We start from the raw sequence: 17,515 nt of genomic DNA, 5'->3' as shown, positions 1-17,515 counted from the left end.
TCTCCTCCTATGAATTCTCATACCTACACGAAAATCAACAATGAATAATAACAGAGCCTTTTATAAAGCTGAACAAGACACTCCAAAAATATCGGACGGAATATCTTATGCAGCTAGATTGACTTCAAGACGTTGATTTTTGATGATACAAAATCCCATTTTTTCCAAAACAATTCAAGTTCCTGGCGGCCAGCCTCATTAAGTGAGTAAAACTTGCGGGGCGGCCCCATATCTGACGGTTTCTTTTCAATAGTCACCAGTTTTTTCTTTTCTAATCGCACGAGAATGGTGTAGACCGTCCCTTCCACGACTTCGGTAAACCCAAGCTCGTTCAGGCGGCGGGTAATCTCGTAGCCATAGGTTTCATGGCGGCTGATGATTTCCAGCACGCAACCTTCCAGCGAACCCTTCAGCATTTCAGTTAAATTTTCCATGTTCAGAACCTCCTTTACCTCCTCTATATTGTCTGACTTATATTCAGTATAACATAGTACTAAGGTAAATTTTCACTGAATAGCTTTTGAGAAATCACACTATTCAGTATTGCTTATTACACGTGCATTGTATCACTGAGTAGCAAGGTGTCAACTTTTTTTCTTAAAAATATTTTTGCGTCTTCACTATTCAGTGGTATTGGTATCAAGTGTGACTTATTAAAGGTATATCGTAACAAGTAGTAGAAGGACTGTCAACTGGATTTTCTTAATATTTTTAAAACCAGCTAACCCCATTGGATACAGCCAATTTTCTTTATGGAGCTTTTACTTCCTCATTTTCCACTAACCCGCCGTTAGCACAATAATAAAATGAGGCAATACACCTTCAAATAAAGCAACCTTCGAAACCTCTACTGAAAAATTGAACAAAAAATTTTTATAAAAGGACATACGTCAGTGACATATTACTGTCGATGACAGTATACTGTTATTAACAGTAAGATGTTGCCGAAAAAAAATTTAGCATTTAAATTAGGAGGTTATATTTCATGAAACATACAGGGAGACATACAGGTGCATTTCTTCTGCTGTTTTTAACAGAGGGAGATAGCTATGGAGGGAAACTTCTGCAGAAATGTGAAGAAAAGCTTCCGATCAATCCAATTGATAGTGCGATTCTTTATCGCACATTAAAAACATTAGAGAAAGAAGGTGCTGTTGAGTCTTATTTGGACACATCTAATCAAGATAAGCTGATAAAAATGTACAAAATAACTACAGTTGGAAAAAGAAAATTAGATGATTTTCAAATCGATATCGAAGAAAAAATGAAGAACTTATCATTTTTCTTAAATAAATACAAAGAATGGAAGGAGTCTAATCATGATTAATGGAGCTATCCTTTACGCTATGGCTATGATTCTTCTCACTATTTCTTTTATAAAAGATCGAAATAAAACAAAAGATGCTCTATTAAACTCATGGAAAAGCTTTCGTAATTTTTTACCTGACATGTTATCCATTATGCTTTTCGTTGGGCTCTCACTATCTATATTAACTCCATCCTTCATTTCTTCAATCATTGGAGAAAAATCTGGATTGATAGGTATTGTTTATTCGACATTAATTGGATCTATTGCACTAGTTCCAAGCTTTGTTGTATTTCCACTTGGTCATACATTAATCCAAAATGGTGCAGGACTCCCTCAAGTAGCTGTATTAATGTCTACATTAATGTCCGTAGGAATCACTACTTTACCTATGGAACAAAAGATATTTGGGCGAAGTTTTGCCTATTCTCGCAATGCATCTGCAGTGTTAATGTCTCTCATATTTTCATATATTATTTGGGTGATGATGGGATGAATGAATTAAAAAGATATCGTTTCTTTTTCATTTTACTATTTGGGCTCATGATCCTTACCTTTATAAACCAATCAGTGGGGTGGAACGCGTTTCAATTAACTGGAAAAAGCATTTTAGATATGCTGTTTCTACTCCCTCCTGTCTTACTATTCGTAGGTTTGCTTGACAAATGGGTGGAGAAAGAAACACTAATTAGATATATGGGGAGGAAATCCGGCATCTATGGTATTTTGTTCTCCTTATTATTAGGAGTAATTGCGGCTGGTCCTCTATACGTAGCTTTTCCAATTGCGGCACTGTTATTAAAAAAAGGAGCAAGCATACGCTATATTGTATTTTTTTTAGGAGTTTGGACAACTGCAAAATTACCGGTTATAGTATATGAATTTGCTTCATTTGGAGTTAAATTTACACTCATTCACATTTGTTTTGGTTTGTTATTTTTCTATTTAATGGGTATTATTTTTGAGGAATTTTATAAGCATCGACAATTGTTAAAGTATGATATAACTAAGGACATTTAGATTTAGATCCATAAATCTTTAAGCTTCAATCCCAAACTCTTTTTTATCTACTATCATTTTCTGGTATTGCTGCACCTACAACGACTACTTCGTATCGTAAAAGATTAGAGGATACAGTATGCACTGCATCCTCTTTTTAATTCCCTTCTTCAACCCTGCCACTTTAGTTCAACAAGAAATGGGGGATCCGCCATTTAAGACGAATAATATCAACTTCATTTGTTATTTTTAGTTTTCTGTCTTAAAGTAAATGCAATCCCTGCTACCATAAAAGGGAGGATAAGCCAGATCCAATTAAAAGAGTTATCTTCTTCTTCGTTTTCTTCAGTATCTATGTTTTCATCATCGTTAGAAGTTGCAGTTCCAATTTCATTTGGCATATCTGTTGCTGTCTCATCAAATTCCACTGTTTCCGAATATAGGTCTTCTTCTACTGGTTCCTCTTCTGGTATATGTATATCCATTTCCTCCATATCAGCAAGTGTGTAAATATTTCCTTCTTCGTCCTCATATGTGGGTTCTTCATTGTTCGAGTCATTTAACATTAATAATGTCGTTCCAAAAAGAAGCGTTTTTGATAACTCGCTGCCGGAAAAATAACGTGATGATTTTGGATACTTTTTCTTAAAAGATGAATAGGATGGTGTTTTGGTAGTATAATTGCTTTGACTGCTTGAGTTGGATTGTGACGTCGAAGACTTTGACGTAGACCTAATAGATTTGGAAATAGTTGAACTCGGTCTGTTAATCGTGCCTGTTCTTGTTTTTGCCTCAACAATGACATTAAAAAGTAAAAAATTCAATGTAAAAATAGATAGAACACTAATCATTAATTTTCTCATAAATTTTCCCCCAACTTCTATATAGACCATGCTCCTTAAATCTGATTCAATAAATTACCTTTACTATTTTACACTTTAAAGGAATTTACTTCCATTACTTTTTCTTGTCAAACTAACGGGCTTTTAGTTAAATAAGAAAAGCAGCCCCAATGTGACAGCATAATTTATAACTCTTGCACCCGTTGCTTTAAATGCATTATTTCACAAAGTCAAAAAAATACAGCTTTAAGATAAAAAGGGGTATTACCTTTTTTGAAGTAATACCCCTTTACCTAATCTAGTTTTTTTATTTATTAAATTCCCCTAAAACATTCACAAAGGAAGATTTAATTGCCAAGAAACCCCGAAGCGGTCATTCACCCAACCAAACTTTTTACTGAAACCATAATTGTTTAAAGGCATAAGTGCTTGGCCACCTTCTATAAGTTTTTCATAAAGATTGTCAAGTTCTTCTTCAGTATTACAAGTAACAAAGTTTGAGAAAGAAGGTGTAAAGGAGAATTGATGTTTTATATAACTGTCAATACACATAAATTCTTGCCCTTTCAAGGTAAAAGTTGCCTGCATTACGGTGCCTTCTGGTCCAGCTTCATTAGCCCCATATCTAACAATGTTTGTAATTTGAGAATCCTCAAAGATGGATGTATAAAAATTCATCGCTTCTTCTGCGTTACTATCTTGAAACATTAAAAATGGTGTAACCTTTTCCATTTTTATCCGCCTCCTAATTTTATGTACTAAATTTATTTTAGTTGATTTTCTTGTTGAACTAAACTGCTTTAGTTCATACAAGAATAAAGAGCTGCCACGATGACAGCTCCCATCTTAAATTCAAGCATCGGATTGCTTAAGAACACCCTATTCAGAAATCATATTGTTTCTTTTGTTTTTTTCTAAGTAATCATTAAAACGCTTATCATTTCCAAAACTTCTTTTAACCAACGGATCTTTAACTAAATCTAGATGATTTATTGATAAATATTCTTGAAGTTGATTAATAAAATCATCAAAAGCACAAATAAATTCATTTGTATTAACTACAAAACTGGACTTTACTGGAACCTGTCTTGTAAAGAAGATTTTATTACCGTCATACCATAGTCCGTCATATTTAAGATGGAAAAATATATGGATTCCTTCTTTGTCTCTATAAAATACGAATTCTGTTTGATATGTATCATGGGTCATTATAACAATTTCGTTAAGGCTAATTTGTTTTAGACCAAAATTTATATCCATAACCATACTAAACAACGGAAATTTAGCATGTTCAAGATCATAAGTAAATGCACTGCTATCCAATTCACTATGAACAATAAACTTTGCCATTTCACTATCTTTTGTAATCGGAGAAAAAGATTCAAAAAAAGATTTGCCGTTATAAATAAAGTTGATGGCGGTATCATATGATTCGAATATGTCATCCGTTGGGTAAAAAGCGGATTTATTTTTTTTATAATCTACATCGATCTTTAATGTCATATGAATATCCCCTTTAAAAACTACTTCTAATTAGGCTTTAAAAGAAAAATATTATTACTCCCGAAATTATTAATGATTATGCAGATGTAATTATTAATTCATTTTTCCAGTGTGCTTTTGAAAAAAGACTTACAGCCCTTGCAATTAAGAAACTACCTAACCATATACTAATTAATCCGTTTTTTTTGTACCTTTACTTATATAAGGTTTTGCACTCTTTTTTTTGTTTGCACTAGATTGCCAACGATTCCAACCTTTCTTGTCTGTTCCTCTCCCTGTTCCACCTTTTCCTTTACCTTTACTCATAAAATCACCCCATTATTATTCTAGGTTGAGTTACCGATCTGGTTAATTTTAGTCATTTTACTGGGTTATTAACCAAGCATATTACAATAAATAACATCCTAAAGGTCACCCATATAATTGTGTAGAAACAATAAACTATTATCGTCTTCACAGAATTTCCTTTTTTCACTAAACTGGTATTAGCTCAATACGGCATATCTGAACTAATAAAGAGTGACCATTAGAAGTCAATCTCTCTAAAAAAATTTGGAGATTCCCTGATTGTGTGCTACACTTTGCTTACCATTTGATTTACTGTTTTCATATTCCCTACTCATTTATGAGTGGGGTTTTTTGTTTTTTTAAGAAAATTAAAAAACAGACTCTAATATAAGAGCCTGTTTACAGGATTCTATAATTAAGCTTTGTGTACGTTAGTTGCTTGAGGTCCACGTTGACCCTTTTCAACTTCAAAAGTCACTTCTTGACCTTCTTCTAATGTTTTGTATCCTTCGCCTTGAATCGCTGAGAAATGAACGAAAACGTCTTCTCCACCTTCACGTTCGATGAATCCGAAGCCTTTTTCGCCGTTAAACCATTTTACTTTACCTTTTTCCATTTTTGTTGCCTCCTAGTGTGTAAATACACACAATGTATTACTATCCTTGCTCTCAGTGATCATCAAGACGAAAAGTTGAAACTTATAATCCTTTACACTGAACAAAAATAATTCAATATTTATAATAACATTTTTTGTATGTATTTGCAAGGAGATTAAAATTAGGAAAAAATAAGTCGCTTTTATTTTTCCAGTCGATGCTAATAATAAGATTGTTAAATAATAAATTCAGGAGGACTTGTATGCAACAGGATCAACAAGCTAAAGAGAATATGGGATCTATTATGAAACCAGAATTTGCCGGAACTAATGCACAAAATATAAAACAAGAAATTCAAAAAGATGTAAGCGAAGGACAAGGTGCAATGACTTCCCGAGAGGCCGGAGCAATGCGCGATTAAAAACTCTTAACAATATTAAATTGGAACTTTTTTAAAACTGCCTGCAAACCGTAAATTTTCGGATTTGTCGGTGATCTAAGTCAACATTCATTATGTTGACTTTTTATTTTGTCCTCTATCATTTGACTATTTAACAACCGCATAGTCTTTAGTGGTGCACGGGTTAGCAAGTAACAAAACTTAATGTTCTTATCCCCCTTTTAATTAAATTCCAGCTAATTTATTGACCAAGACTAAACATTATTTTATTATATTTGTATATATATATATAAACAAAACTAAATATTGTTTATTATATAATTAAACGTTGTTTGGGTGTGTTTGGAAATGGATATTTCAGATTTTTTTTGGAACGCTTCATTAGAAGAACTTAAACGAGGATACATTCATGATTCGGGTACTTATAAATGCCTGCTATGTGGCGAGGCATTCGAAGGTGGAATTATTTATCCTTATGAGGGGATTCTTTATGAAGCTGAAAGGTATACGCGGATCCACATCGAAAGGAGCCACCAGTCCGTATTTGATTACTTAATCGGAATGGATAAAAAATTCACAGGTCTTACCGACCATCAGAATCATCTCCTCAGTCTTTTTTATCAGGGAAAAAGCGATAAAGAAGTCCAGGTAGAAATGGATATTGGAAGTACCTCGACGATCAGGCATCACCGTTTTGCACTCAAAGAGAAGGAACGTCAAGCAAAGATTTTTTTAGCCATAATGGAACTATTAAAAGACAAAGATCAGTACGAACCAGCCTTTATCCCCCCTCATAAAACAGCCAGAATGGTGGATGATCGATATGATATTACACAGGATGAACAATTAGAAACCATTAAGAAATACTTCCCTGAAGGAACCAGTGGAGCCTTAAAGAAATTTCCTCCAAAGGAAAAACAGCGGCTGATTGTCCTTCGAGAAATTGCAAAAAAATTGGATCGTGAACAGTCCTATGATGAGATGGAATTAAATCAAATTTTAAAATCCATTTACGATGATTATGTCTTAATCAGAAGATATTTAATCGAATATGGTTTTTTAGATCGAAAATCCGATGGAAGCCAATATTGGCTAAAAAAATAATGGTTGAAAGCAGGGATAAATAATGGATAGAAAAAAAGAATTAAAAAGACTTTATAAAGAACAACCCATTGAAGCAGGTGTCTATCAAATTAAAAATAGTCATAACCAAAAGATTTTTATCGGAAGTACAAAAAACTTGAAAACCTTAAATGGGGTAAAGTTAATGCTTGATACAGGTACCCATTCGAATAAAGAGCTCCAAAAAGAATGGAACCATTTTGGGCAAAGCATGTTTACTTTTGAAGTATTAGAGATTCTTAAAAAGAAAGATGATCCGTATTTTACTGAGAAAGAAGCATTATTGGAGCTAGAGATAAAATGGTTGGAACAACTTCAACCATATGGAGAACGAGGATATAACTCCCAAAAGCCCCAGTAATTAAATTATTAGCGCGATCAACCTATCACCATTTTTTCTGTTTCTTATACGTAAACAAAAGACGTCCTTGCTACTTAACCAAGGACGTCTCCCCTTTTTCATCAAACGGGTGCTTAAAGTCAAACGCAAAAGGAGTGGGCCCATGCTGAAGATAATAGTTGTATCTCTTGAAAGCCTCCTCCCATGAGACATCCTTCACCTTCTCTGTCCACCACACTACATATGAAAGGTGTTTCTCTTGATAAGGCTCCATCCATTTACTCCTATCTCGTAACGCTTGCCTATGCTGACCTGAATAGGTAAAACGATATAAGGATTGAAGGCTTTTCCATACCGTTAAAGTAAGAATAGGAAAACCTTCCCCTTTAATGTCTTCTTCAGGGAATTGCACTCCATTTGGTGAAAACGCCTCTATAAGATGTCCTGATTCAGATGCCTGCCGAAATACTTCATATCCCACTTCAAAAAACTCACGAGAGGCAGGGTGGTCATAGGGGTGATTTAGCCTACCAACAGTATAGATCGATACTAAAGCCATAAACAGCCCTCCATTTACAGTTTTACCTAGATATATTCAAGTAAGATGGGATCTTATTATACATTTTTAATGTAAGGCTGGTCATATTCATTTTCCTCCATTCCTTTTGTACCTTCTTTGTGACAAATGGTGCTTAAAATGTAAATTTTGGAAATACCTTTAATTTATATATTCTGCTTTATTAAAAAAATTCCTTTAACTAAATGCCCGTTTGTTTAATAAGAATTAATTTCATTCCAAGGGATTTTGTATTTTATTAGGATATCCTTGATCATTTGGTGAAAAATAATGGGAGATTCCAATAAAAAGAACGGGGTGAGAAATTGATTAGTATCGCTAAAAACCTTAGAAAAATACTTTTGTTCTTGATATTTATTATTTCATTTAGCAGTATAAGCGTTAATGCTGCAACAAAAGATGATGCTTTAGCTGCTGTAGTGAATTTCCTAAAAGCTCAAAAAAATTGTAATACAGATATGATGGTGACCCACTCTCAATATTTCCATAAGATAGAGAATGTGAAAGAATTTTATACATGGTTTTGCACTGAAACCCCTTTAGAAGAAGCTAAGATAACGAATCTTAGCATCGTTAACGATGAAACCGCATTGGTATCCATTCAATCAACATACAAGGAAATGGTCACTTTAAGAACCACACCCGTGGTAAAGATAGATGGACATTGGAAAATCGTAATGGGAATTCCTCCTTCAGGGGCTAAGAGTACAAAGAAACAAAATCGATCTGCGAAGGAGGCAGAAGTGGAACAGCTTTTTACGGAGTATACCAATGCCATAAAAGCTCACGATATTCCAAAAATGAAAACTTTTATTAAAATCTTACCTAAATCCAGTAATGAAAAAATCGAAAAACATCTAAAAGCGTTAAGTCAACAACCGACACCGGAAATAACAACCTACGGAATAAATATGATTTCCGACTCACTAGCAATTACACAAGTTGAAATTGAATATCCAAATCACAGCTATACCCAAAATTTAGCTGTTTTTAATGAAAAAGGGCAATGGAAGTTGATTTTCGGACATCCATTAACGAATTCATTTATTCCAAAAAGTGATCATTCTGTAAATATAAAATGAAAATTGAATTACCTAAATTAAAGACCACTATATATTGATAAGGGTTTCTTTTTCGTGTAACAAACAATAAGGAATGGTAAAAGACCAAATCATATGATTTGGTCTTTTACTTTGTACGTTATTTATTAGGTTTCTCCGCAAAAACGGAACTAATTATCCAAATGGGATGGTCCCGTTTATTTTCTAATTACACTAAATAGGCACCTAATGCAACCATCGCCTTCTTCAATGCTTGTTCATACGCTTTATCTTTTCCAATAATCGTTCGAAAATCAGTCATGTCACGAACGGTCGAACGCCCTTCAATTTCATAACCATTTTCAAAGATTAATAGACAAATTGTTGATTTATCACTCATTCGATGAAATTTTTTCTCAACAATCATTTCCTCTAACTTTTTCCTACGGTCATCCTTAATCCCACCGGTTCTTGAATAAGGGATGACAATATGATCATAGATATGTTTGTTGTTACACGTTACAAATAGAAGGTCTTCCCCTTTATGCTCAACATTATTGATTTCTCCACATTTTGGGCAAATGCTTTCGATTATCATGGTTCTTCTCTCCCTTAGTTTTTTACTGAAAAGTATCTACTAGCTACATTACCCATGTTTTCCCCATAAAAAAATAGGAAAGGCGGTAGTTTCTTTATGAAATTTTCCTTAGTTTATTACGGAATGGGAACGCAGTCAAATTAAATTTTTTCTAATTTTTCTGATAAATCACAAGAGATGGAATTCTTATCCATGGCTGAAAAACTGTCTTTAAATCGACATTTATTCTAATAAAAAAAAGCCAGAGATCTTTTATTGGATCTCTGGTTTTTGTTGTATTTTTAAAGAGTAAACCTACGGCCAGTTAATAAACTGAATAGAGCGATTATTAAAGCGATACGAATGGCTAATCTGACTCTTCGGCCTCTTATTCTCGTGTTCAAAATGATACTGTCACCGCCAACATATTCCAGTGTCCCAGTAAATGTTCCATTATTCGTGATCACTTCTACTTCTTCTCCAACAAGCTCAGAAGCAAAGCGGTTAAACCCTTGATTGCTCATTTTCAATATCATCTCCTTTCCTATTATATTAAATGTGTACTTCTATTAAATGATTGGATATTTGTAGGACAAACCTAAAAAAATTTACCCTCCTACAATCCTGTTTAAAATAAAAAAAGACCACCGTTTCCGATGATCTTTACACTCGTTTTGCTCCAATGTATCTTTGATGCCAGTATGGATTACTTGTTCTGGTAATCATAACTCCTTTTGATGAAGAAGCCATAATCATTTTACCGTACCCAATATAAATTGCCACATGTGTTGGTCTACTTGCTTTTGTTGGTGCGAAGAACATTAAATCTCCCGTCTTAAGAGAATATACGTGATACCCGTTTCCATAGAACATGGTTGCTGCTGTACGGTTTAGTGTTCTTCCCGCTTTTCCATATGAATATTTAACAAGCCCTGAACAATCAAAGCCATATGGAGACATCCCACCCCAACGATAGGGTACTCCCATATGATTTTCTGCTACTTGAATGGCTCTAATATGATAATTATAAGCTGCCGCTTCTGCTTTATTACCCGTGTTGGCAAACAAAGTGCCACAAGAAGCTAGAATGACAAATGCCATAATGAATTTCTTTAGCATATTTGTTACCTCCTAGTGTGATTTGATAGGTTAAATATACTAGAAGGGTATGACGGAGGCATCACAGCAAATTTACAATTTCATTACAAAGTTATTCTGGAATAATTTTTAAATAATGAACATTCTTCTCTAACATCGTCCCCAAACACTTTAGCACATAGGCATCTCATCAAATTCAGTTTTACGCTTTGTGACAATCGAACCCTTTCAATCTTTTTCTTATTTTAAACGCAGAGCAATCCGTGAAATTAACTATATGGCGGCAACAAAAGTGGGAATTGAGTTTAAAAGCAGGTTTTGGGAAAAGGCTGGTCAATTTGGGGGTAAATCGATAACAGATTTACCAATTCGGTTCACGTATTACCCTAGTCAGGGTATCGGCACAAAAGGACCTGCCGTTATGTTGGCGAGTTATACATGGGCAGATGAAGCGATGACATGGAATGGTCTGTCAGACGAAGATCGCATTCAATATGCCTTAAGGACTTAGAAGCTATTTTCGGTGATTAAGTCTATTCTGAGTTTGTCACCGGAACTTCTATTAGCTGGACCGATAATCCCTATTCTACTGGAGCTGTTGTGGCTTTTGATCCAGGGCAGGAAAATGAGCTATTTCCGTATATCACTATACCCGAAGGAAGAGTTCACTTTGCAGGTGAGCATACAACACTTACCCACGGATGGATGCAGGGAGCGATTGAATCTGGGATTCGAGTTGCCAATGAAGTGAATGAATTACCGAATTAAAGCAGACGGACTATTTACCGGAAATTCCGTTTCTACTTTACCCATTCGTACACCCAGAAAGAGGATCGTGCAGTTGTCCCCTTTTTCTTTTTTTATCCATCATCTATGAGATAGGCTCACAAAACATCTTTGTTCAGCAGCCATTTCTTATTGCCTATTTCCTTTAACCCACTGCGGATCATTCGAAAAACCATAAACCATGATAAGAGCATCAGAATGATTTGCCCGACCGGAAAAATACCTGATACAGGTGTATCCCATAATGCATGCATCAAAACAACAAGAATAAAGATTCGGACAAATTTAGGCTTTAACAACATGTTCAAGTCAGATTTTTTGTTCCCTTGTACCATGCAAAAGGCAGCCCCCGTTAAAGCTCCCCAAGCAACATGTCCGCCAGGAGCTAAAATACTGCGCAAAAGGATGGTCGTATAGAGGTTGTGAAAACTTCCGGAAAGAAGTGCTCTTAACGCATAACCAGCCGTTTCAAAAGCGGCAAAGCCTGCGCCTACTGCAGCGCCCAACAGTAGTCCGTTAAGGATGTACCGGTATTTTATGTTTCGCACAAAATAGATAACGGTTATCACTTTGGCCAGTTCTTCCACAATTCCAATCGTTATTGGATTGATGTTATGTTTTAGAATATCATAAAACACCACGGCCACTAACATCGAGAGGATTCCGCCAACCAATACCACATAAATGATTCTATAAATAGCAATATTCTGAGGGGCATTCATCTCCCAAAAGAAGATCAACGTTGTGAATGGCACAGCGAAAGCACCGACGATGATCAGACCAGGCAAAAAGTTTATATTCTTGAACAAGCTTACCCCTAAAAATAAGCCTAGGAATGAAATAAGCGCAATTAGAAATACTCTCGCAAAAAGCCAAGGTTTCGGCCACGTTTCCTTCACTTCCTCAATCTTGGGTGTTGTCAGTGCTGTTCCTACGATGAAAAGCCGTTCAGCCTCAAGTTCACTATGCTTTCGAAACACCCGGGAGAATACATTTTGAAATTTAGGCTCAATCGAACGTTGCTGCTTAGGTACCAAATCGACAAAATGAGCAAACTCATAAAACAAGCTATTTGAATCTTGATTAGTATTGGTGTCCTGAAAAAATTTATTGCCGCAATTTATACAGAACTTTACACCCTCAGGATTAACATAAACACATTCCGGGCATTTCATTTAGGATCCTCCTCATTATGTGCGAAGCTTCAAAAGACAATCATAATATAACCATTTATCTTTTTACTTTTCCCTTTAAATAAAGGTTTAAATTATTAATGTATGTCACCTGATCGAATTAACAAAAAAAATTTATTTAATTTAGTCTTATAAAACAAATAACTTCCTTCATTTCGGATTAAAATAAGATTACTTCAAGATTCCCCTAAAGTCTTGATTGTGGTTTATCCATCCTTCTCCATTGGAAGGGTGGATTTTTTATTTAAGAATAATTCCAAAAATGAAATAGAAAAAAGCTGCTGATTGTGATGCAGCTTTTTTCATGATTTATGGTCTGCTTCATATGATTTACTATTTAACGCTGAATGTTTTAAATTCAGCAAGTGTTCCAGGAACTTTGAGTGATCCAGATTTAATTTTACTTGTCCAATCTTTAACAGCATTTTCAATAGCCGCTTTGTTTGCAGCTTTGGCATTAATAGGAGCTAAACTGACACCATTTTCCTTTAAACCGTATAGAATGTTCTTTCCTCCTGGAAAATTCCCATCTTTCGTTTTCTGGGAAGTATCTTTTACCGCTACGTCAACACGCTTAATGGCAGAGGTAAGAACCACATCCGGACCCATGTCGCTTTGATCACGGTCTACACCAATCGCCCAAACTTCACGGTTCGGATCTTTTTTCTTTAAGTCTGTTGCTTCTTTAAATAAACCATTGCCTGTACCACCGGCTGCGTGAAAAATTACATCTGCACCAGACGAATACATTTTAGATGCGATTGCTTGACCAGCCTCCGGTTTGTCAAAAGCACCCGCATATTGGACATCAACCTTTACAGAAGGTTTTGCTGCTTTAACTCCAGCAAGAAAACCCGATTGGAAACGTTCAATTACAGCATTTTCCATACCGCCAATAAAACCAATATGATTACTTTTCGTTGTAAGAGCTGCTACAACCCCCGCAAGGAAAGCGGCTTCCTGCTCTTTAAAAAGAATGCTTACAACGTTAGGCTCTTTCACTTCAGAATCAATAATGGCAAATTTTGTATCATTTTGTTGTTTTGCCACTTCATCTACAGCATTTTGCATTAAGAATCCAATTCCAAATACTAAATTAAAGCCTTGGCGGGCAAGTGTTGTTAAGTTTGTCACATAGTCAGCATCAGATGTAGATTGAAGATAATCATATCCGCCTTTTCCTTTATCCATGTTGTTTGCTTTACCAAAGGCTTGAAGACCTTCCCAAGAAGATTGGTTAAAGGATTTGTCGTCCACACCGCCTATGTCCGTAACCATTCCAACAGAGAATCCATTCTTTTTATTACCACCAGTTGTGTTGTTATTACCCTTTCCACATGCACCTAGAATGGTCCCTAAAGCGAGCAAAAGGGTTATTACCATTGCCATTTTTTTCTTAATCACGTTATTGTCCCCCTAAGAAAGGTAATGATTTGAATACAAAATCTAACTTGTCCTTTTAAAATAGTTTGCCGAAAAAGGACAGGTTCATTCGTAAGAGGATCGTTATTCAAGTTACAATCAACTCATTTTGGATCCTAAATCAGCGACAGTTTTTAACTAAGCCATTAAAACTGATTTAAAATTATTGACAAAACTCAATAAAGTAACTATTATGGTTACAGGTAATCAATTAAATTACATCTTATATATTGGAGGAAAAATTCATGAAAATGCTCGTAACAGGCGCAACAGGTAAATTGGGAACAAAAGTGGTAGAAGCTTTATTGAAAACTGTACCAGCGGAGCAACTAGCTGTCAGTGTTCGTAACACAGAAAAAGCGGAAGGATTTCGGGCGCGTGGAATTGAAGTCCGCCAAGGAGATTTTGATCATCCGGAAACCTTGGATACAGCTTTTGCAGGAATTGATCGCTTACTCCTTATTTCTGCGGATGGAGACAATGAAACAAGAATCCGTCAGCATGCGAATGCGGTCGCAGCGGCAGAACGTGCTGGAGTTAAATTTATTGCCTATACCAGCTTAGCAAATGCTAAAGAAAGTAAAAATTTATTTGCCCCAACGCATCAGGCAACAGAAGAAGCCATCGTAAAAACAGGAATTCCTTACTCCTTTTTACGCAATAACTGGTACTTGGAAAATGAGATCCCAAGCATTCAAGGAGTGTTAGCTGGAGCCCCTTGGGTAACATCAGCTGGTAACGGCAAGGTTGGATGGGCGCCACAACAAGATTATGCAGAAGCAGCAGCCGTAGTCCTTTCTGGTACCGGGCACGAAAATACCATTTACGAACTTTCTGGTAAGGCATTGACTCAGGAAGAACTAGTGGCTTCACTTGGCACTATTTTAGGCAAAGAAATACCTGTTCAGCAAGTAGACGATGCTGCGTATGCTGAAATAATGAAAGGTGCCGGTTTACCAGATTTCCTTATCCCCATGCTAGTTGACATCCAAAGGAGTATTCGAGAAGGAACTCTAGATGTTGAGAGCCATGATTTCGAAAAACTTATCGGTCGTCCAGCAACACCAATTATCGAGGCATTGACTCAGATGGTGAATGGAATCTCAACAACAAAATAAAGGATCTCCATTAAAACCGACCTTTCTAGGAGAGGTCGGTTTTTTGGCATTATTCGAATCAGCTTGTTATGAGAGCTCTCCTAACGGATTATTCCCTTCTTTCTTCCAAACCATTATTTGCATAAAAAAAGAAACTAGACCTATAATCGCCACAAACAATAAACTAACAAAAAAACCCATCCGGATCTCTTTTTCCATCAAGGTGCCGCTGATTGCAGCAAAAATGAGTGCGATTCCTATAAAAGCTAATATCTTCCCCCCTATTTTTATTTTCAAAATATGAAGAGCGGAAATAATGATGAAAGCCCAGTTGAATAATATTAAGATTCCTGCGGCCGTTGTTATATATTCATAAATTTTACCAGGCAAAAGTAAAGCTGTTATGATAGAGGCGATTAATCCAACTGTAGCAAGACCCAATGATGGTAAAGGGAGTTGCTTAAATCTTTTTAGCTTTTTAGAAAAAAATTGGGGCGCATCCCCGCCGTCGGCAAGTGTCACAAGAAGTGTCGTCACCCCAAATAAGGAAGCCGTCATGGTTGAAAATCCGGCTAAAATAATCGCTCCATTAAATACATGAGGAAAAAAGGCAAAATGATATTTATCCAAAGCGGTTACAAAAGGACTTTCCTTTTCGGTAAATGCTTCATGAGCTGCCATATAAACGGCTAGTCCAAGTGATATTATATAAATCACGACAAGTACAATTAACATATTGATTCCCGCTTTAGGCGCATCTTCTTTCTTTTTAAGCCTTATCGCCATAAGCCCAATAACTTCTATTCCACCATAAGCGTAAAAGGCATAAATGAAAGAGGACCAAAAACCTTTCCAACCCTTTGGAAAAAGTTCCCTAGCTGAATGTGGAAAACCGGGATGTTTTACATCTCCATGAATCAATCCAAACACTGCCGCCAACGCAAGAATAATAAACATGACAATGGCCGCTGTTTTAATAACAGCCAATAGATTTTCTACCTTATCGAAACCCTTATTGCCAGTTATTACAACCATAATCGAGAGAATGGCATATCCTGCGGCAAAAAGCCAAAGAGGAATATTTGGAAACCAAAATCTCGAAAGAATAGAAAGAGCGGTTAGTTGACTTCCCATGATCAAAATGTTGGAACACCAATAATTCCAGCCACAGCTGAATCCGGCCCAACGCCCGTATGCTTTGTTTGCATAATAACAGAAAGATCCTTCTTGAGGATCTTCAGCCGTCATTTTAGCTAATAAACGATAAACAATATAGGTTCCAATGGCTGCTAATAAAAATGAAAATACAATAGATGGACCCGTTGTTTCAATACCAATCGTAGATCCAAGGAAAAATCCAGTACCAATGGTGCAGCCGACTCCAATTAGCGACAATTGCCACCATTTTAAATTTTTATCTTTACTTTCATTTTTTTGACCATTAGGAATAAAAAAATCCATGCTGTATCTCCTCGTATGTAGAAAATTATCTTCCTTTGATAAATGTCGTTCTTATAAAATAAATACTTAACAGATTCCTTTATAATCTTCTATATTATGTCTTAATATTCATTTGAATAAATATCTTTAACTGTTTGTATTGGCGTTGGCAAAGAAGGCTATACGTCAAAGAGAAAATGACGTATAGCCTTCTTTTCTAACCAAAAAGTTGTTTTATTATTAACCACCATTAAAGAACGTTACAGTTCTTGAAGTAGGTGAAGTAGGCTGTAATGTTGTACAACAATCTGGATTAATATCCCCGGATTAATATCCCCGAATCACTATACACCAACCTGCACTAGTTTTTCTTATCAGATGATTCAATTTAAATTGATGGTGAATAATTTATTCAGTACCACATAAAACCATTAGCTAATTTCATAGTTAAGCCAAACAGCTTTTCTTGCTCCGATTTTGTCATAAAGAGCTTGGGCGGCAAGATTGTCATGTGCTGTTTCCCAAATCATATGGGAATACCCCTTCTTCCTTATGAAGGAAATACATGTTTGAAGTAATTGCTCCCCTATTTTTTGCCCTCTTACTTCCGGTGTTACGAATAAGTCATAAAGGAAAGCCATCCGTTTCGCTTCTAATGTATTGAACGTAAAATATAGTGTAGAGAAGCCAACTAGCTGATGCGGCTCCTTTTCTGCAACGAATTGAATTCCTTCATATGGATTTTCAATTAAATGGTTCACTAATTTTTCCACTGACCCTTCACTTGGACGAGGACATTTGTAGAAATCAACAATGTACTGATCCATTAATTCAAGAAGCTGGGGAATATCCTGTTTTGTGGCAATTCGAATGTTTACGTTCTCCATCT

The 17,515-nt window shown here is 35.8% G+C and carries 22 protein-coding genes and 1 pseudogene; 9 read left to right on the top strand and 14 right to left on the bottom strand.

What is annotated here, in order from left to right:
* Window positions 1-113 precede the first annotated feature (113 nt).
* The gene (locus J2Y67_RS12835; protein ID WP_057776084.1) at window positions 114-434 is read right to left on the bottom strand and encodes a PadR family transcriptional regulator; all 321 of its coding nucleotides are present in this window, start codon (window positions 432-434) and stop codon (window positions 114-116) included.
* 551 nt (window positions 435-985) lie between these two features.
* Here J2Y67_RS12835 and J2Y67_RS12830 point away from each other — a divergent pair.
* The 3 genes from J2Y67_RS12830 to J2Y67_RS12820 are packed head-to-tail and all read left to right on the top strand — an operon-like array spanning window position 986 to window position 2,326.
* The gene (locus J2Y67_RS12830) at window positions 986-1,327 is read left to right on the top strand and encodes a PadR family transcriptional regulator (protein ID WP_310174575.1); all 342 of its coding nucleotides are present in this window, start codon (window positions 986-988) and stop codon (window positions 1,325-1,327) included.
* Window positions 1,320-1,802, top strand: a complete 483-nt coding sequence (locus J2Y67_RS12825) for a hypothetical protein (RefSeq protein ID WP_310174573.1) — start codon at window positions 1,320-1,322, stop codon at window positions 1,800-1,802. The genes J2Y67_RS12830 and J2Y67_RS12825 overlap by 8 nt, the downstream gene beginning before the upstream one ends.
* Window positions 1,799-2,326: a permease gene (locus tag J2Y67_RS12820; RefSeq protein ID WP_310174572.1), complete on the top strand. Its 528-nt coding sequence runs from the start codon at window positions 1,799-1,801 to the stop codon at window positions 2,324-2,326. The genes J2Y67_RS12825 and J2Y67_RS12820 overlap by 4 nt, the downstream gene beginning before the upstream one ends.
* Window positions 2,327-2,541: 215 nt before the next feature.
* Here the strand turns inward: J2Y67_RS12820 and J2Y67_RS12815 are convergent, their stop codons facing one another.
* The 5 genes from J2Y67_RS12815 to J2Y67_RS12795 all read right to left on the bottom strand — a co-directional run bounded on the left by J2Y67_RS12815 (window position 2,542) and on the right by J2Y67_RS12795 (window position 5,554).
* Window positions 2,542-3,168, bottom strand: a complete 627-nt coding sequence (locus tag J2Y67_RS12815; protein ID WP_310174570.1) for a hypothetical protein — start codon at window positions 3,166-3,168, stop codon at window positions 2,542-2,544.
* Between the two features lie 312 nt (window positions 3,169-3,480).
* Window positions 3,481-3,879 (bottom strand): VOC family protein, encoded by a 399-nt coding sequence (locus J2Y67_RS12810; RefSeq protein WP_310174569.1) that lies wholly within the window; start codon window positions 3,877-3,879, stop codon window positions 3,481-3,483.
* Between the two features lie 147 nt (window positions 3,880-4,026).
* On the bottom strand, window positions 4,027-4,650 hold the full coding sequence (locus J2Y67_RS12805; protein WP_310174567.1) for a hypothetical protein: 624 nt from the start codon (window positions 4,648-4,650) through the stop codon (window positions 4,027-4,029).
* A gap of 171 nt (window positions 4,651-4,821) precedes the next feature.
* Window positions 4,822-4,956, bottom strand: a complete 135-nt coding sequence (locus tag J2Y67_RS12800; protein ID WP_310174565.1) for a DUF3934 domain-containing protein — start codon at window positions 4,954-4,956, stop codon at window positions 4,822-4,824.
* Window positions 4,957-5,353: 397 nt separating this feature from the next.
* Window positions 5,354-5,554, bottom strand: a complete 201-nt coding sequence (locus J2Y67_RS12795; protein ID WP_154709163.1) for a cold-shock protein — start codon at window positions 5,552-5,554, stop codon at window positions 5,354-5,356.
* A 242-nt stretch (window positions 5,555-5,796) separates the two neighbouring features.
* Here J2Y67_RS12795 and J2Y67_RS12790 point away from each other — a divergent pair, with 242 nt between their 5' ends.
* The 3 genes from J2Y67_RS12790 (at window position 5,797) to J2Y67_RS12780 (ending at window position 7,417) form a co-directional block, all read left to right on the top strand.
* Window positions 5,797-5,955: a hypothetical protein gene (locus J2Y67_RS12790; protein ID WP_310174562.1), complete on the top strand. Its 159-nt coding sequence runs from the start codon at window positions 5,797-5,799 to the stop codon at window positions 5,953-5,955.
* A 327-nt stretch (window positions 5,956-6,282) separates the two neighbouring features.
* Window positions 6,283-7,038, top strand: a complete 756-nt coding sequence (locus J2Y67_RS12785) for a DUF2087 domain-containing protein (protein ID WP_310174560.1) — start codon at window positions 6,283-6,285, stop codon at window positions 7,036-7,038.
* A gap of 22 nt (window positions 7,039-7,060) precedes the next feature.
* Entirely contained in the window at window positions 7,061-7,417 is a 357-nt protein-coding gene (locus J2Y67_RS12780) for a GIY-YIG nuclease family protein (RefSeq protein ID WP_310174558.1), read from the top strand.
* A 70-nt stretch (window positions 7,418-7,487) separates the two neighbouring features.
* On the opposite strand, the gene J2Y67_RS12775 is transcribed toward J2Y67_RS12780, so the two are convergent.
* On the bottom strand, window positions 7,488-7,955 hold the full coding sequence (locus J2Y67_RS12775; protein WP_310174556.1) for a DUF3291 domain-containing protein: 468 nt from the start codon (window positions 7,953-7,955) through the stop codon (window positions 7,488-7,490).
* Between the two features lie 323 nt (window positions 7,956-8,278).
* Between J2Y67_RS12775 and J2Y67_RS12770 the strand changes: the two genes are divergently transcribed.
* Window positions 8,279-9,055: a hypothetical protein gene (locus J2Y67_RS12770; protein ID WP_310174554.1), complete on the top strand. Its 777-nt coding sequence runs from the start codon at window positions 8,279-8,281 to the stop codon at window positions 9,053-9,055.
* A 187-nt stretch (window positions 9,056-9,242) separates the two neighbouring features.
* Here the strand turns inward: J2Y67_RS12770 and J2Y67_RS12765 are convergent, their stop codons facing one another.
* The 3 genes from J2Y67_RS12765 to J2Y67_RS12755 all read right to left on the bottom strand — a co-directional run bounded on the left by J2Y67_RS12765 (window position 9,243) and on the right by J2Y67_RS12755 (window position 10,709).
* A complete protein-coding gene (locus J2Y67_RS12765; protein WP_310174552.1) occupies window positions 9,243-9,611 on the bottom strand; it encodes a Gp49 family protein in 369 nt (122 codons plus the stop codon).
* A 281-nt stretch (window positions 9,612-9,892) separates the two neighbouring features.
* The gene (locus tag J2Y67_RS12760; protein ID WP_310174550.1) at window positions 9,893-10,114 is read right to left on the bottom strand and encodes a hypothetical protein; all 222 of its coding nucleotides are present in this window, start codon (window positions 10,112-10,114) and stop codon (window positions 9,893-9,895) included.
* Between the two features lie 139 nt (window positions 10,115-10,253).
* Entirely contained in the window at window positions 10,254-10,709 is a 456-nt protein-coding gene (locus J2Y67_RS12755) for a C40 family peptidase (protein ID WP_310174549.1), read from the bottom strand.
* 175 nt (window positions 10,710-10,884) lie between these two features.
* Here J2Y67_RS12755 and J2Y67_RS12750 point away from each other — a divergent pair.
* Window positions 10,885-11,456: pseudogene (locus tag J2Y67_RS12750) on the top strand (flavin monoamine oxidase family protein); the annotation flags it as partial.
* A gap of 116 nt (window positions 11,457-11,572) precedes the next feature.
* Here J2Y67_RS12750 and J2Y67_RS12745 read toward each other — a convergent pair.
* Together J2Y67_RS12745 and J2Y67_RS12740 are read right to left on the bottom strand one after the other, a co-directional pair.
* The gene (locus J2Y67_RS12745; RefSeq protein ID WP_310174548.1) at window positions 11,573-12,649 is read right to left on the bottom strand and encodes a PrsW family intramembrane metalloprotease; all 1,077 of its coding nucleotides are present in this window, start codon (window positions 12,647-12,649) and stop codon (window positions 11,573-11,575) included.
* A gap of 351 nt (window positions 12,650-13,000) precedes the next feature.
* A complete protein-coding gene (locus J2Y67_RS12740) occupies window positions 13,001-14,071 on the bottom strand; it encodes a BMP family lipoprotein (protein ID WP_310174547.1) in 1,071 nt (356 codons plus the stop codon).
* 263 nt (window positions 14,072-14,334) lie between these two features.
* Here J2Y67_RS12740 and J2Y67_RS12735 point away from each other — a divergent pair, with 263 nt between their 5' ends.
* Entirely contained in the window at window positions 14,335-15,207 is an 873-nt protein-coding gene (locus J2Y67_RS12735) for an SDR family oxidoreductase (protein WP_310174545.1), read from the top strand.
* 66 nt (window positions 15,208-15,273) lie between these two features.
* Here the strand turns inward: J2Y67_RS12735 and J2Y67_RS12730 are convergent, their stop codons facing one another.
* Window positions 15,274-16,647, bottom strand: a complete 1,374-nt coding sequence (locus J2Y67_RS12730) for an amino acid permease (protein ID WP_310174543.1) — start codon at window positions 16,645-16,647, stop codon at window positions 15,274-15,276.
* Window positions 16,648-17,057: 410 nt separating this feature from the next.
* Window positions 17,058-17,513, bottom strand: a complete 456-nt coding sequence (locus tag J2Y67_RS12725; RefSeq protein ID WP_310174541.1) for a GNAT family N-acetyltransferase — start codon at window positions 17,511-17,513, stop codon at window positions 17,058-17,060.
* Window positions 17,514-17,515 lie beyond the last annotated feature (2 nt).

It is taken from the genome of Neobacillus niacini (assembly GCF_031456445.1).
Classification (GTDB): domain Bacteria; phylum Bacillota; class Bacilli; order Bacillales; family Cytobacillaceae; genus Neobacillus; species Neobacillus niacini_I.
Note: the sequence above shows the minus strand (reverse complement) of the source record. Positions and strands in the feature narration are given on the sequence as shown.